Origin of the sequence: Nitrospirillum guanabarense (assembly GCF_034653355.1) — a bacterium.
Taxonomy (GTDB): domain Bacteria; phylum Pseudomonadota; class Alphaproteobacteria; order Azospirillales; family Azospirillaceae; genus Nitrospirillum.
Genome location: NZ_JAYEER010000004.1, coordinates 1,105,526 through 1,118,894, shown reverse-complemented (window position 1 = coordinate 1,118,894; position 13,369 = coordinate 1,105,526). Strand labels below are relative to the sequence as shown.

Annotated in this window: 14 protein-coding genes and 1 tRNA gene; 7 read left to right on the top strand and 8 right to left on the bottom strand. The window is 66.4% G+C overall.

Features of this window, described 5'->3' with window-relative positions:
* Nucleotides 1–166 precede the first annotated feature (166 nt).
* The 3 genes from UAA55_RS23130 to folK all read right to left on the bottom strand — a co-directional run bounded on the left by UAA55_RS23130 (nucleotide 167) and on the right by folK (nucleotide 3,515).
* Nucleotides 167–2,347, bottom strand: coding sequence for a RelA/SpoT family protein (locus UAA55_RS23130; protein WP_322955694.1), 2,181 nt, complete (start codon nucleotides 2,345–2,347; stop codon nucleotides 167–169).
* A gap of 135 nt (nucleotides 2,348–2,482) precedes the next feature.
* Nucleotides 2,483–2,866, bottom strand: coding sequence for a DNA-directed RNA polymerase subunit omega (rpoZ, locus tag UAA55_RS23125; RefSeq protein ID WP_322955693.1), 384 nt, complete (start codon nucleotides 2,864–2,866; stop codon nucleotides 2,483–2,485).
* A 124-nt stretch (nucleotides 2,867–2,990) separates the two neighbouring features.
* A complete protein-coding gene (gene folK / locus UAA55_RS23120) occupies nucleotides 2,991–3,515 on the bottom strand; it encodes a 2-amino-4-hydroxy-6-hydroxymethyldihydropteridine diphosphokinase (protein WP_322955692.1) in 525 nt (174 codons plus the stop codon).
* Nucleotides 3,516–3,776: 261 nt separating this feature from the next.
* On the opposite strand from folK, the gene UAA55_RS23115 reads away from it, so the two are divergent.
* The gene (locus tag UAA55_RS23115; RefSeq protein WP_322955691.1) at nucleotides 3,777–4,361 is read left to right on the top strand and encodes a LabA-like NYN domain-containing protein; all 585 of its coding nucleotides are present in this window, start codon (nucleotides 3,777–3,779) and stop codon (nucleotides 4,359–4,361) included.
* A gap of 41 nt (nucleotides 4,362–4,402) precedes the next feature.
* Nucleotides 4,403–5,074, top strand: coding sequence for a uracil-DNA glycosylase (locus tag UAA55_RS23110; RefSeq protein ID WP_322955690.1), 672 nt, complete (start codon nucleotides 4,403–4,405; stop codon nucleotides 5,072–5,074).
* 74 nt (nucleotides 5,075–5,148) lie between these two features.
* Here the strand turns inward: UAA55_RS23110 and smpB are convergent, their stop codons facing one another.
* Together smpB and dapA are read right to left on the bottom strand one after the other, a co-directional pair.
* Nucleotides 5,149–5,619 carry an SsrA-binding protein SmpB gene (gene smpB, locus UAA55_RS23105; protein WP_004272619.1) on the bottom strand — a complete coding sequence of 157 codons (471 nt, stop codon included), beginning with the start codon at nucleotides 5,617–5,619 and terminating at the stop codon, nucleotides 5,149–5,151.
* Nucleotides 5,620–5,641: 22 nt separating this feature from the next.
* Complete coding sequence (dapA, locus tag UAA55_RS23100) at nucleotides 5,642–6,535, bottom strand: 4-hydroxy-tetrahydrodipicolinate synthase (RefSeq protein ID WP_322955689.1); 894 nt, start codon at nucleotides 6,533–6,535, stop codon at nucleotides 5,642–5,644.
* 117 nt (nucleotides 6,536–6,652) lie between these two features.
* Here dapA and UAA55_RS23095 point away from each other — a divergent pair, with 117 nt between their 5' ends.
* The 3 genes from UAA55_RS23095 to UAA55_RS23085 all read left to right on the top strand — a co-directional run bounded on the left by UAA55_RS23095 (nucleotide 6,653) and on the right by UAA55_RS23085 (nucleotide 9,933).
* Nucleotides 6,653–8,611, top strand: coding sequence for a lytic transglycosylase domain-containing protein (locus UAA55_RS23095; RefSeq protein ID WP_322955688.1), 1,959 nt, complete (start codon nucleotides 6,653–6,655; stop codon nucleotides 8,609–8,611).
* Nucleotides 8,612–8,746: 135 nt separating this feature from the next.
* Nucleotides 8,747–8,992 (top strand): hypothetical protein, encoded by a 246-nt coding sequence (locus tag UAA55_RS23090; RefSeq protein ID WP_322955686.1) that lies wholly within the window; start codon nucleotides 8,747–8,749, stop codon nucleotides 8,990–8,992.
* A 353-nt stretch (nucleotides 8,993–9,345) separates the two neighbouring features.
* The gene (locus tag UAA55_RS23085; protein WP_322955684.1) at nucleotides 9,346–9,933 is read left to right on the top strand and encodes a helix-turn-helix domain-containing protein; all 588 of its coding nucleotides are present in this window, start codon (nucleotides 9,346–9,348) and stop codon (nucleotides 9,931–9,933) included.
* Between the two features lie 89 nt (nucleotides 9,934–10,022).
* Here the strand turns inward: UAA55_RS23085 and UAA55_RS23080 are convergent, their stop codons facing one another.
* On the bottom strand, nucleotides 10,023–10,346 hold the full coding sequence (locus UAA55_RS23080) for an alkylphosphonate utilization protein (protein WP_322955682.1): 324 nt from the start codon (nucleotides 10,344–10,346) through the stop codon (nucleotides 10,023–10,025).
* Nucleotides 10,347–10,569: 223 nt separating this feature from the next.
* Between UAA55_RS23080 and UAA55_RS23075 the strand changes: the two genes are divergently transcribed.
* Both UAA55_RS23075 and UAA55_RS23070 read left to right on the top strand, forming a co-directional pair.
* Nucleotides 10,570–10,935 carry a DUF4180 domain-containing protein gene (locus UAA55_RS23075; RefSeq protein ID WP_322955680.1) on the top strand — a complete coding sequence of 122 codons (366 nt, stop codon included), beginning with the start codon at nucleotides 10,570–10,572 and terminating at the stop codon, nucleotides 10,933–10,935.
* Nucleotides 10,932–11,375 (top strand): SRPBCC family protein, encoded by a 444-nt coding sequence (locus tag UAA55_RS23070; protein WP_322955678.1) that lies wholly within the window; start codon nucleotides 10,932–10,934, stop codon nucleotides 11,373–11,375. The genes UAA55_RS23075 and UAA55_RS23070 overlap by 4 nt, the downstream gene beginning before the upstream one ends.
* Before the next feature lie 97 nt (nucleotides 11,376–11,472).
* Here the strand turns inward: UAA55_RS23070 and UAA55_RS23065 are convergent.
* Together UAA55_RS23065 and gatB are read right to left on the bottom strand one after the other, a co-directional pair.
* Nucleotides 11,473–11,564 (bottom strand) — tRNA-Ser (locus UAA55_RS23065).
* Between the two features lie 210 nt (nucleotides 11,565–11,774).
* Nucleotides 11,775–13,229: an Asp-tRNA(Asn)/Glu-tRNA(Gln) amidotransferase subunit GatB gene (gatB, locus tag UAA55_RS23060; RefSeq protein WP_322955676.1), complete on the bottom strand. Its 1,455-nt coding sequence runs from the start codon at nucleotides 13,227–13,229 to the stop codon at nucleotides 11,775–11,777.
* Nucleotides 13,230–13,369 lie beyond the last annotated feature (140 nt).

The following is a 13,369-nucleotide window of genomic DNA, read 5'->3' as shown; positions in this document are numbered from 1 at the left end:
GGGCGATAAGTGTCGGCCCCCCGACAAACCTGCACCGTTTTAGACCTGGGCACGACGCCACGCCAGCGCCGTATAACCTTCGTCTAGGCCGATCGTGCCGCACGCCCCGCGGACCGATCGCTTCCCCCCTACGCCTAACCCCATCACCGCGTCTGACGGCACGGCGTCAGCGGCCCCGCGCCCGGTCAACGGAATTGATGACCGGCGTGGCCCGCAGCGCGGCGATGATATTGGTCAGATGTTTCACGTCATGCACGTCGATATCGATCAACATCTCGAAAAAGTCGGTCGTGCGGTGGGTGATCTTCAGGTTGGTGATGTTGCCGCCGTTCTTGCCGATGACCGTGGAGACGGTGCCCAGGCTGCCCGGTTCGTTGGCCACCACCACGGTGATGCGGCCCACCTTCTCGTCGGCGCCATCGACCTCGTTGTCCCAGGAGACGTCGATCCACCGTTCCGGACTGTCGTGGAAGCTCTCCAGCGTCTCGCAGTCGATGGTGTGGATGGTGACGCCCTTGCCGGTGGTGACGATGCCGACGATGCGGTCACCCGGCAGGGGGTGGCAGCAGCGGGCGTAGTGCACGGCCATGCCCGGGATCAGGCCCTTGATGGGTAGCGGGCTGTCCTTGCCCTTGGGCTTGCTGGCCTTGCCGCGGGTCAACTGAACGATCTTCTCGTCCGGCGTGACCTGCTGCACCACCTTGTGGCCGGGGAAGACGGCGTTGAACACGTCGCGGGCGCCGGCCAGGCCGGCGCCGATGGCGGCGATCAGGTCATCGGCGGACTGGTACTGGAAGATCTTGAGGACGCCTTCCAGCGCCTTGTCGGAATAATCGTAGCCTTCCTGTCGGAAGATCTTCTGCACCATGGCCCGGCCCAGCTCAATGTGCTGGGCGCGCTGCTGGGTGCGGATGTAGCGGCGGATGCGGGCGCGGGCCTTGCCCGTGACGACGAAGTTTTCCCAGTCGGGCGACGGCGTCTGCGCCTTGCTGGTGACGACCTCGACCTGGTCGCCGTTCTGCAGCTGGCTGCGCAGCGGCTGGATGCGGCCGTTGATCTTGGCGCCGACGCAGGTGTCGCCGATCTGGCTATGCACGGCATAGGCGAAGTCCACCGGCGTGGCGCCGCGCGGCAGGGCGATCAGGTCGCCCTTGGGCGTGAAGCAGAACACCTGGTCCTGGAACAGCTCCAGCTTGGTGTGCTCCAGGAATTCTTCCGGCCGAACCGCGTGTTCCAGGATGTCCAGCAACTCGCGCAGCCAGCGGTATTGCCGCCCCTCGGTCTTGGGCTGGCTGCTGCCGTCCGACTTGTAGGCCCAGTGGGCGGCGACACCCAGCTCGGAAACCTCGTGCATCTCGGTGGTGCGGATCTGCACCTCGATGCGCTGGCGCTCCGGCCCGATGACGGTAGTGTGCAGCGAGCGGTAGCCGTTGGGCTTGGGCGTGGAAACGTAGTCCTTGAAGCGCCCCGGCACCACCGGATAGCGGGCGTGGATGACGCCCAGCGCCTGGTAGCACTGCTCGATGGATTCGACGGTGATGCGGAAGGCCATGACGTCGGACAACTGCTCGAACGTCACGTTCTTGCGCTGCATCTTGCGCCAGATGGAATAGGGCGCCTTGCGCCGGCCCGACACGGTGGCCTGGGGCAGGCCGTTCTCGTGCAGGGTGTCCACCAGCTCGGTGATGATGCGGTCGACGCGGCCGGCGCCCTGCTCTTCCAGGTCCTGCAGGCGCTTGGTGATGCTGTCGTAGGCGTCCGGGTTCAGTTCCTTGAACGACAGTTCTTCCAGCTGGTCCTTCCAGCGCTGGATGCCGATGCGCTCGGCCAGCGGCGCGTAGATCTCCAGCGTCTCGCGGGCGATGCGCTTGCGCTTCTCCGGCTTCGACAGATAGTGCAGCGTCTGCATGTTGTGCAGACGGTCGGCCAGCTTCACCAGCAGGACGCGGATGTCTTCCGACATCGCTAGCACCAGCTTGCGGAAGTTTTCCGCCTGCTTGGACTGGTCGCTTTCCAGGTTCTGAAGTTCGATGCGCGACAGCTTGGTCACGCCATCCACCAGGCGCGCGATCTCCGGCCCGAACAGGCGCTGCACCTCTTCCAAGGTGGTCAGCGTGTCCTCGACCGTGTCATGCAGCAGGGCGGTGATGATGGAGGCGCCGTCCAGCTTCAACTGGGTCAGCAGCCCCGCCACCTCCAGCGGGTGGGAGAAATAGGGATCGCCGGAAGCGCGCTTCTGCGATCCGTGCGCCTTCATGGAGAAGACGTAGGCGCGATTGAGCTTGTCCTCGTCCGCGTTGGGATCGTAGGAGCGGACCCGCTCAACCAGTTCGTACTGGCGCATCATGGACGCCCCGCCCGGCCCCTGGCCTGGTGGGCGCGGCGGGCCGCGACAGGCGCGGCGCGGCCGTTCAGGGTGCCATCCATGCGGAAATAGCCAAGGGGGACGGGTCGCTTACCCACGGCCTGCCCCATCACCGGCTCAGAGGCCCTCGTCGTCGCCGAGGTCGTCACCCTGCGCCACATCCTCGGCGGCATCCTCGCCACCCAGGTCGTCATCCTCGCCGGCGGCGCCCTGTACGGCCCAGGCCTGTTCACCGGCCATCAGCTCGATGATCTCTTCCTCAGGCTCGTCCTGCTCCTGGACGCGCTGATGCCCCTTGATCAGGGAGTTCTTCAGGCTGTCCAGCACCACCGTCTCGTCCGCGATCTCACGCAGGGCGACGACCGGGTTCTTGTCGTTGTCGCGATCGACCGACAGCGGCGCGCCGGCCGCCACGTCCCGCGCCCGCTGGGCCGCCATCATCACCAGTTCGAACCGGTTCGGAACCTTCAGGACGCAATCTTCAACGGTAACGCGGGCCATACCTTGCTCACTCCAACAACGAAACGGGTGCCGGGAATAGGGGCACCGAACACCATCCCATAGTTATAAGGGGCCGGTTTCGCGGTTGCAAGGAAGGCGACGTCCGGTCAGCCGCATTCCTGCGTTACGTCCCCTGGGAGGCCCCCGCCGGCACCGCTATTCCCGCGATGCGCTCCGTCACCTGCCCCGCCGGTAGTCCCGCCACCAGGTCCGCCATCCCCAGGCCAGACACCGGATGCCGCCAGGCTGGCGCGATGTCGCGCAAGGGCAGCAGGACGAAGGCGCGCTGGTCCATGCGGGGATGGGGCAGCACCGGCGCCTCCGACCGGATCTCGGCATGGTAGGCCAGAAGGTCCAGGTCCAGCCCCCGTGCCTCGTTCACCTGCCGCCGCACCCGTCCGAACGCCGCCTCGACGCGGTGCAGGACGGCCAGCAGCGCCGGGGCGTCCAGGCCCGTTTCCACCCGCAGCACGCCATTGACATACCAAGGCTGGTCGGACACCGGCACCGGGGCGCTGCGGTACCAGGGTGACACCGCCGCCACCGTCAGCCCTTCATGCCCCAGCGCCCGCACCGCCGCGGCCACCACGTCCCGCGGCCCGCCGATGCCAGGAACCGACAGGTTCGAGCCCACCCCCACCAGAATCATTTGCCTTCCCCACGCTACGGCCCCCACTCCGGCAGGCGCCGGCATCTACTCGTTAGGCTTAAAAATCGCCTCAGTCTCCACGGATGACATCCCCAAAAGACAGATGCGACTTTAAACACACCGGGCGCGACCATATCTCGCTTGAACGCGTTAACTCATTCACTTTATGTAGGCGCTTGTCAGCGCGCTATAAAGACGGCACGCTACTGGTAATTGAACCCCTTGCATTACTGCCCCAATTAATATTCGAAGGAATATAAAATGCTGCATTATCCGGAGGAGCGCCTCGCCCTGTTCATAGATGGCGCCAACTTGTTCGCCGCCGCACGGGCCCTGAATTTCGATATCGACTATAAGCGCTTGCTGAATTTCTGCGGAAAAAAGGGGCGCCTGATTCGCGCCTTCTACTACACCGCGCTGGTCGAGGACCAGGAGTACTCCCCCATTCGTCCACTGGTCGATTGGCTGGACTATAACGGCTATACCATGGTCACGAAGCCGACCAAGGAATACACCGACGCGTCCGGCCGCCGGAAGATCAAGGGCAACATGGACATCGAACTGGCCATCGATGTCATGGAAATGGCGCAGCATTTGGACCACATCATGCTGTTCTCCGGCGACGGCGACTTCCGCCGCTTGGTGGAGGCGGTGCAGCGCAAGGGCGTGCGCGTCTCGGTGATCAGCACCGTGCGCTCCACCCCGCCCATGATCGCCGATGAATTGCGCCGCCAGGCCGACAACTTCATCGAACTGATGGACCTGGCGCCCGATATCGCCCGCGCCCATGCCCCCCGCCCGCCGGTGGAGCATGCCCAGCATCTCGACACCACGCCGGTGGAATGATATCCGGCGCCCACACGACACCGTAACGGGCGCCGCTTTCCATGACTCAGATCCTGACACCGCCGGGGCATGACCGTTCCCCAAGCCCGCCAGGGCGGGACTGCCCGCTATGTCCCCGGCTGGTGGACTATCGCCTGCGCAACCGCGCGGCTTTCCCCGACAAGTTCAACGGGCCGGTGCCGTCCTTCGGCGGCCTGGACGCCCGCCTGCTGGTGGTGGGCCTGGCGCCGGGCTTGCGCGGCGCCAACTTCAGCGGCCGCCCCTTCACCGGCGATTATGCCGGCGACCTGCTGTACGCCACCCTGCTGAAGTTCGGCTTCGCCACCGGCCAATACCTGGAGCGGCCGGACGACGGCTTGACCCTGGTCGACGCGCGCATCACCAACGCCGTGCGCTGCGTGCCGCCGGAAAACAAGCCGACGCCGGAGGAATCGCACACCTGCCGCCCCTTCCTGGTGGCGGAACTGGCGGCCATGACCCGGCTGAAGGCCGTGGTGGCCCTGGGCTCCGTCTCCCATACCAGCGTCATCCGCACCTTCGGCCTGCGCCAGGCGGCCCATCCCTTCGGCCACGGCGCGCGGCATGACCTTGGCAAGGGCGTGACGCTGTTCGACAGCTATCACTGCTCCCGCTACAACACCAACACCGGCCGGCTGACCGACGCCATGTTCGAGGACGTGTTCAAGGCGGTGCGGGGGTACCTGGGCGCATAGGGAAAAGCCCCCTAAAAGGGAAAGGGCCGGAGTGTCCGCTCCGGCCCTTTCCCCTTTCAGGACGGCTTTCGGAATCAGCCTTTGGCCCGCATCAGGCGCGCCTTGTCCCGCTGCCAGTCGCGTTCCTTCTCCGCCTCGCGCTTGTCACCCTTCTTCTTGCCCTTGGCCACGCCGATCTCGACCTTGGCGTAGCCGCGGTCGTTGAAATAGATCGACAGGGGAATCAGGGTGACGCCGTCACGGCGAATGGAGGCGAACAGCTTGTCCATTTCGCGGCGGCGCACCAGCAGCTTGCGCGCCCGCTTGGGCTCATGCTGGAAGAAGCGGCCGGCCAGCTGGTATTCCGGGAAATGGGCGTTGATCAGGTACAACTCCCCATCCCGCTCACCGGCGTAGGACTCGGCGATGCTGACCCGGCCGGCGCGAAGCGACTTCACCTCCGTGCCGGTCAGCATGATGCCCGCCTCGATCGTTTCGGTAATGAAAAAATCGAAGCGGGCCCGCCGGTTCTGGGCGGCGTACTTATGTTCGTCGGCACGTGCCATGGTGGCTACCCGGCCCTTTCCCTCAACTCAGCAGGCCGGCGCCGACCAGGGCCGCGCGCACCAGTTCCTGCGTGGCCGGGGTGGTCTCCACCAGCGGCAGGCGCAGTTCCGGACGGCACAGGCCCAGCAGGCTGGCGGCGTACTTCACCGGCGCCGGGCTGGTTTCCACGAACATGGCGTGGTGTAGCGGCATCAGCAGGTCGCGGATGCGGGCCATCTCCACCAGGTCGCCCCGCACCCAGGCGTTCTGCATCTCGGCGCACAGGCGCGGCGCCACGTTGGCCGTAACGGAGATGCAGCCGACACCGCCCTGGGCGAGGAAGGCCGTGGCGGTGGCGTCCTCACCCGACAGCTGGATGAAGTCCGCGCCGATTTCGACCCGTGTGCGCAACGGCCGCACCAAATCAGCGGTGGCGTCCTTCACGCCAACGATGTTAGGCAACGCCGCGAGGCGGGCCATGGTGGCGATCGACATGTCGATCACGCTGCGGCCGGGAATGTTATAAATGATGATGGGCAGGTCGGCCGCATCATGGATGGCTTTGAAATGCTGGTAGAGACCTTCTTGCGTCGGCTTGTTGTAGTAGGGCGTCACCACCAGGGCGGCGTCGGCCCCGACGGCCTTGGCGTGCTTGGTCAGGCTGATGGCCTCGGCCGTGGAGTTGGAGCCGGTGCCGGCGACCACGGGGACGCGGCGGTTCGCCACCTCGACGCACAGCTCGACCAGACGGCGGTGCTCCTCATGGCTCAGCGTCGGCGACTTGCCGGTGGTGCCGCAGGGGACCAGGCCATGCGTGCCCTCTTTCACCTGCCAGTCCACCAGGGCCTGGAAGGCGCGCTCGTCCACTTTACCGTCGGTGAACGGCGTGATCAGGGCGACGAGGGAACCGGCGAGGGCGGGCATGGCGGTGGTCATCTCTGCAATCTCCGTGGGCATTCGACCCGAAAGGCGCGAACCTTAGCGGCCCGGCACCTGGGTGACAAGCGACGAGAAAAGGCCCCCTGGGCCCCGTTCCGGCGGGGGCTGGCGGCCTTGATCCTGCCGCTTTCGCTCGTGGCGGCGCCGCTGGCGGCCCAGGCCCAGTCCTCCAGCGACATCAGCACCTATCGCGCCGCCTTCAAGGCCGCCGACAGGGGCAAGTGGGCCGACGCCCACAAGCTGGCCGAGCGCGGCCACGATGCGCTGGCGGACAAGGTGCTGACCTGGATGGATCTCAGCCGCAGCGACACCGACGCCAGCTTCCAGGAACTGACCGACTTCATCGACGGGAATCCGGATTGGCCCGGCCTGGCCGCCCTGCGGCGCAACGCCGAAATCCGCATGCCCAATTTCGGCGACACGCCGACGCGCGACTGGTTCGACAGGCATCCGCCCCTGACCACCGCCGGCTTCATGCGTTACGCCGACAGCCTGCTGAACCTGGGCGACAGCGAAAAGGCCATCGGCCTGATCCGCGACCGCTACATCAAGGGCAATTTCGGCGTGGTGGACGAGCGGACGTTCCGCACCAAGTACGTGGCCATCCTGCGGCCCGCCGACCATTGGGCCCGCCTGGACCGCCTGCTGTGGGAGAACGACGAGGAGGACGCGCGGCGCATGCTGCCCATCGTCGACCCCGGCCACCAGGCGGTGGCCCTGGCCCGCCTGGCCATGGCCGACCTGGATCCGGGCGTGGAGCGCCTGTTGCAGCAGGTGCCCGCCCCGTTGATGAGCGAGCCCGGCATCACCTATGAACGCCTGCGCTGGCGCCGCCGCAAGGAGATGGACGCCGGCGCGCTGGAGATCGTGGAGAACCTGCCTAAAGACACTGGACCTAAAGACACTGGACGGGATCTGGGGCATCCGGAAGCCTGGTGGACGGAACGCCACATCCTGGCCCGCCACCTGATGGACCAGGGCCAGATGCAGCGCGCCTATCGCCTGGCGGCCAACCACGGCGTGACCGACGGCCTGGGCTTCATCCAGGCGGAGTTCCTGGCCGGCTGGCTGTCGCTGCAGTTCCTGAACAAGCCGGAGCAGGCGCTGGACCACTTCACCCGGCTGTATGAGGGCGTGTCCTCCCCCGTCGGGCAGTCGCGTGGCGCCTACTGGGCCGGCCGGGCCTGCGAGAAACTGGGCAACCCGGAACGCGCCCGCCAGTGGTATGAGCTGGGCGCCCGTTACGGCAGCACCTTCTACGGCATGATGGCGCAGGAGAAGCTGGGCCAGGCGGAGGCCATCCCCATCGCCCCCACGCCCTCCGCCGACGCCCGCGCCAAGTTCGAGAAGAATGAGCTGGTGCGTGCCGCCCGCCTGCTGGACAAAACGCTGGCCGAGGACGACGACCGCGTGGACCTGTTCCTGCGCAAGCTGTCGCAGGACGCCAAGACGCCGGACGACTTCGTGCTGGTGGCCAAGGCGGCGCTGGAGATGCACCGCCGCGACCTGGGCGTGGGCATCAGCCGGCTGTCGCTGAACAAGGGCATCGTGCTGGCCGACGCCGGCTACCCCATCGTGTCCAGCCGTCTGCCGGCACAGCCGGAGCCGGCGCTGATCCATGCCCTGATCCGCCAGGAAAGCAGCTTCAAGGTCGACGCGGCCAGCGGCGCCGGGGCGCTGGGCCTGATGCAGCTGATGCCCCCCACGGCGCAGCAACTGGCCAAGCGCGAGGGCATGAAATACACGGTCGCCAAGCTGACGCACGACCCGGACTTCAACATCCGGGTGGGTAGCGTGTTCGTGCAGGATCTGCTGGACCGGTTCGGCGGCTCCTACATCCTGGCCATCGCCGCCTACAATGCCGGCCCCGGACGGGTGGCCAACTGGCTGCGCGATTATGGCGATCCCCGTATCGAGGCCGTGGATCCGGTGGATTGGATCGAGACGCTGCCCTTCTACGAGACGCGCAACTATGTCCAGCGCGTGCTGGAGAACCTGCACGTCTACCGCATCCGCATGGGGGGCCGGCAGTTGCCCATGACCACGGATTTGAAGCGCGGCACGGCCGGCTGATGGCCAATCCGCAACACTATTTTGGTTAATGCGCGCAAAAGGTTAGCTGGGCTACCCTCAGACCCACTGTTAACTTGTGATTAATCACGGAGACCATATCCTACCAGGGTAAACAGCCCCCGGTAGGTACGCGCTATGGCCTCTGTCCCCCTGGCTCCGCAGCCGCTCCCCACCCCCTTGCTGCGGGCCGCCGCCGTTCATCATCGCCTGGTCGACGCCTTCATCCAGCTGACGCGGACCGAACTGGCCCGCCAGCGCGATGATTATGCCCGCGAAAGCCTTAATGAATTGCTCGACGTGCTGACGGGCCAGCTCGCCGCCTATGGTCCCAACGCCGCCATCACACCGCTGGTGGGAATGGAGGCGGCCAACCAGCCTTAACCTGCGGGTAGGCGACATGGCGCATGACGCCCCACGGAAGAGTGGCGCGAGTCGGCGCGTATACCCGTCGGCACCCAAACTTTTCAGCGGCGGTACCCCCGGCATCATCGCCGCATCATGGGCCCGCGATTGTTATAGGAACCAAAAAAGATGAATACGTTTGTATTCTCTCAGCTAAACAGCTCTAAAGAAGGAAACGGTGAGGACAGGTTGAGTGTGGGGAGACAATGCCAGTTGTCAGCGTCGAGACATCTCCATACTCTCGCCCAACTCTGACTTCCTACCTTTGTAGGCTGTGCTGTCGTCCCATCCGATGAACTCAGGCGGCGCCTTATCGACTTGGAGTAGTGCCCATGCCCCGTAGGACTAAGAACACGGTTGTTGCCGAACTAGAAGGCAAGATTGAGAACCACGTCGCCAGCCGCATCCGTTTGCGGCGCGGTCTTCTGGGGATGAGCCAATCGGATCTCGCCCGTGCCTTGGGCATCACCTTCCAGCAGGTGCAGAAGTACGAGCGGGGATCCAACCGCGTCTCGGTGGGCAAGCTGTATCGTCTGGCCGAAATCCTGGATGTGCCGCTGACCTTCTTCTTCGACGACCTGGATGGAGGCGCCGACCGCCCCGCCCCCACCACCTTCAGCGCGCCGGACGAGGGCTCGCCCCTGCTGTCGCGTCGCGACCTGGATCTGTTGCGCGCCTGGCGTAACGCCCCGGCGGACATCGCCGACTGCGTGGCCGGCCTGCTGCGCGCGGTGTCGCAGGACGATGACGGTGTCGTGGCCGTGGCCGCCGCTCCCGCCGCCCCGGCCGCGGACGAGGAAGACGCCAATGGCGAGACCAAGCCCACCCGCCGCCGCCGCGGCGCCGTGTGGGACCCCGCCGACATGTACAAGGCGGCCAAGGCCCCCAAGCGCGGCAAGTCGGCCCCCACGCCGCCGTGAGCGGCGGCAGGCATGCCGAACGAATAAGGGCTCGGAAGGGGACATCCTTCCGAGCCCTTTTCGTTTCGGTGCCGCGAACGTGGCGCCCGCTATCCCTTCTTCACGAACTCCGCCCGCAGCACCAAGCCCTTGATGGTGTCGTGCCGGCAGTCGATCTCCTGCGCGTCGCCGGTCAGGCGGATGGACTTGATGACCGTGCCGCGCTTCAGCACCTGGTTGGCGCCCTTCACCTTCAGGTCCTTGATCAGGGTCACGCTGTCGCCATCGGCCAGCAGGTTGCCCACGGAATCCCGCACCTCGACCACGCCCGCGGCCCCATCGGCGGCCGCCGCGTTCGCGGCCGCCTGGCTGGCCGGGATCCACTCGCCGCTGGCCTCGTCGTAGACGAATTCTTCATCGACCGAACTGTTCATCAGGAACCTCAATCTCCGCGCATGGGCCACCGCCGCCCGGAGGCGCCTGAAGGCGCGGGACGCGGTGGCGACGATATGTCTGGTTTGCCGGATTGCCGGGCGCCGGCACGCCGCCGGCACGCCGCCGGCGGGAAGGTAGCGGACGGGCAGGCCTCCGTCACCCTGGAAAGCCGCACTGGTGCTACAATGGCCCCCGAGGAGTCAAGCCATCCAGGAGCCCACCATGGCCGATCTTCCCCAGGAACTCGAAGGCACCCGTGTGCTGGTCTGCGCCGATGACGGCCCGCTGCTGGCCGGGGACCAGGACGCCGTGCCCCTGATCGGCCTGGCATGGGAATATGGCGCCCGGGTGGTGGCCATCCCCCTCGGCCGCCTGGCGCCCGGTTTCCTCACGCTGGCGACCGGCCAGGCGGGGGCGATCATCCAAAAGTTCGCCAACTATCAGCTGCGTCCCGTCATCGTCGGCGACGTCAGCGCCTGGACGGCCGGCAGCGGGGCCCTGCGCGCTTTCATCGATGAGGCCAACCGGGGCCGGGTCGTGTGGTTCGTGGATGATCTGGCGGCCCTGGGACGGCGTTTGGCGGCATGACCGGGCAGGACCCCATCACCATGGCGGCGCTTATCAGCGCGCCGCCGGGGCGCGTCTGGGCGGCGCTGACCGCCCCTGCCCTGATGGCGCGCTGGATGGCGGACGAACCCGTGGCCGTCACCGCCGACTGGCGGGCCGGCGGGGCCATCACGATAGGGGGCACGCTGCACGGCATGGCGTTCGAGAATCGCGGCGTCATCGAGGTGTTCGAACCGGCCACCGCGTTCCAGTACGCCTACTGGAGCAGCCTGTCGGCGGCGCGCCTGGCCGACCGGCCGCAAAACCGCACCAGGGTACGCTTCGACCTGGCGGCGGCGGAGGGGGGCACATCCCTGGCGCTGACCTTGCGTGACTTTCCGGAGCCGTCCATCCGGCCGCACGCCCAGCTCTACTGGGGGCCGACGCTCAACATCCTGAAACGGGTGGCGGAAGAAGGATAGACGGGCATCGTTTCGCGGCCGGAACCGGAAACGACAAAGCCGCCCCGAAGGGCGGCTTGTCCGTTCACTTGCCCCATGACGTGGCCTGGGCAAGTGATGGCGGAGGGGATGGGATTCGAACCCACGGTACCAGTTTCCCGGTACGACGGTTTAGCAAACCGTTGCCTTCAGCCACTCGGCCACCCCTCCGTCCACCGACTGTCGTCGGCGGTTCGCGTATGTACTCGGGCGGCGGCCCCCTTGTCAACGATAACGGTAAGGAAAAATCGCCGGAAAATGAAAAGGGGGGCCGACCGGCCCCCCGCCCATGCCGCGCCTGGGGAAAGCCCAGGCCCGGCGCCACTTTTACCTGTCGGACCAAGGCGCAAGCGCCCGGTCCTGACCTTGGGCCTGCGGATGTCAGCCCTTCAGCTTGGCGGCCAGGATCTCGTTCACCAGGGCGGGATTCGCCTTGCCCTGGGTGGCCTTCATGACCTGGCCGACGAAGAAGCCGAACAGCTTGTCCTTGCCACTGCGGAACTCCGCCACCTTGTCGGCGTTGGCCGCCATCACGGCCGCGATGGCCTGGTCGATGGCGCCCGTGTCGGTCACCTGGCGCAGCCCCTTCTCCTCCACGATCTGGGCGGCGGGCTTGCCCGTCTCCAGCATGTCGGCGAACACCTCCTTGGCGATGCGGCCGGAGATGGTGTTGTCGGCGATCAGGTCGATCAGGCCGCCCAGCGCCGCGGCGCTGATGGGCGAGCTGTCGATGTCGGCACCCGTCTTGTTCAGGGCGCCCAGCAGATCGCCGATGACGAAGTTGGCCGCCATCTTGGGATCGCGGCCCCGGGCCACCTCTTCATAGAAGTCGGCGCGCGAGCGTTCGGCCACCAGCACGCCGGCGTCATAGACCGGCAGCTTGTAGTCGGCCATGAAACGGGCCTTCTTCTCGTCCGGCAGCTCCGGCAGGGTGCGCTTGATCTCCTCCACCCAGGCGGGGTCCAGTTCCAGCGGCAGCAGGTCCGGATCGGGGAAGTAGCGGTAGTCGTGCGCCTCCTCCTTGGAGCGCATGGACCGCGTCTCGCCCTTGTTCGGGTCCCACAGGCGGGTTTCCTGCACCACAACGCCGCCGTCCTCGATCACCTGGACCTGGCGCTGGGCCTCGTACTCGATGGCCTGCTGGACATAGCGGATGGAGTTGACGTTCTTCGTCTCCGTCCGGGTCCCGTACTTCTCGCCCGGCTTGCGCACCGACACGTTGATGTCGCAGCGCATGGAGCCTTCCTCCATGTTGCCGTCGCAGGTGCCGAGATAGCGCAGGATGGTGCGCAGCTTGCGCAGGTAGGCGGCGGCCTCCTCCGGCGTGCGCATGTCGGGTTCCGACACGATTTCCATCAGGGCCACGCCCGACCGGTTCAGGTCGATGTAGGTCTTGGTCGGGTTCTGGTCGTGCAGGCTCTTGCCCGCGTCCATCTCCAGGTGCAGGCGGGTGATGCCCACCTCGCGGGTGGAGCCGTCCGCCAGGTCGAGCACGATGGTGCCGTGGCCGACGATGGGCTGCTGGAACTGGCTGATCTGATAGCCGGAGGGCAGGTCGGCGTAGAAGTAGTTCTTGCGGTCGAAGACCGAGCGCAGGTTGATCCGCGCCTTCAGCCCCAGGCCCGTGCGCACCGCCTGTTCCACGCAGACCTCGTTGATCACCGGCAGCATGCCGGGGAAGCCCGCGTCCACGAAGCTGACTTGGCTATTGGGCGCGGCGCCGAAGGCGGTCGCCGCCCCGCTGAACAACTTGGCATTGGAGACGACCTGGGCATGGACCTCCAGCCCGATCACCACTTCCCATTCGCCCGTCTCGCCCGCAATCCGATAAGCCATCGTCTTCGCCATCAAGTCCAATCATGGAGTGAGGGGTTTTCATGGCCGGAATCGCGTGAAAACGCAACCGGCTTGGACGACGACGCTGCCCGGCGCGGTTTCATGCCAACTTCTCGAACACGACGGGCCGCCGACTAAAA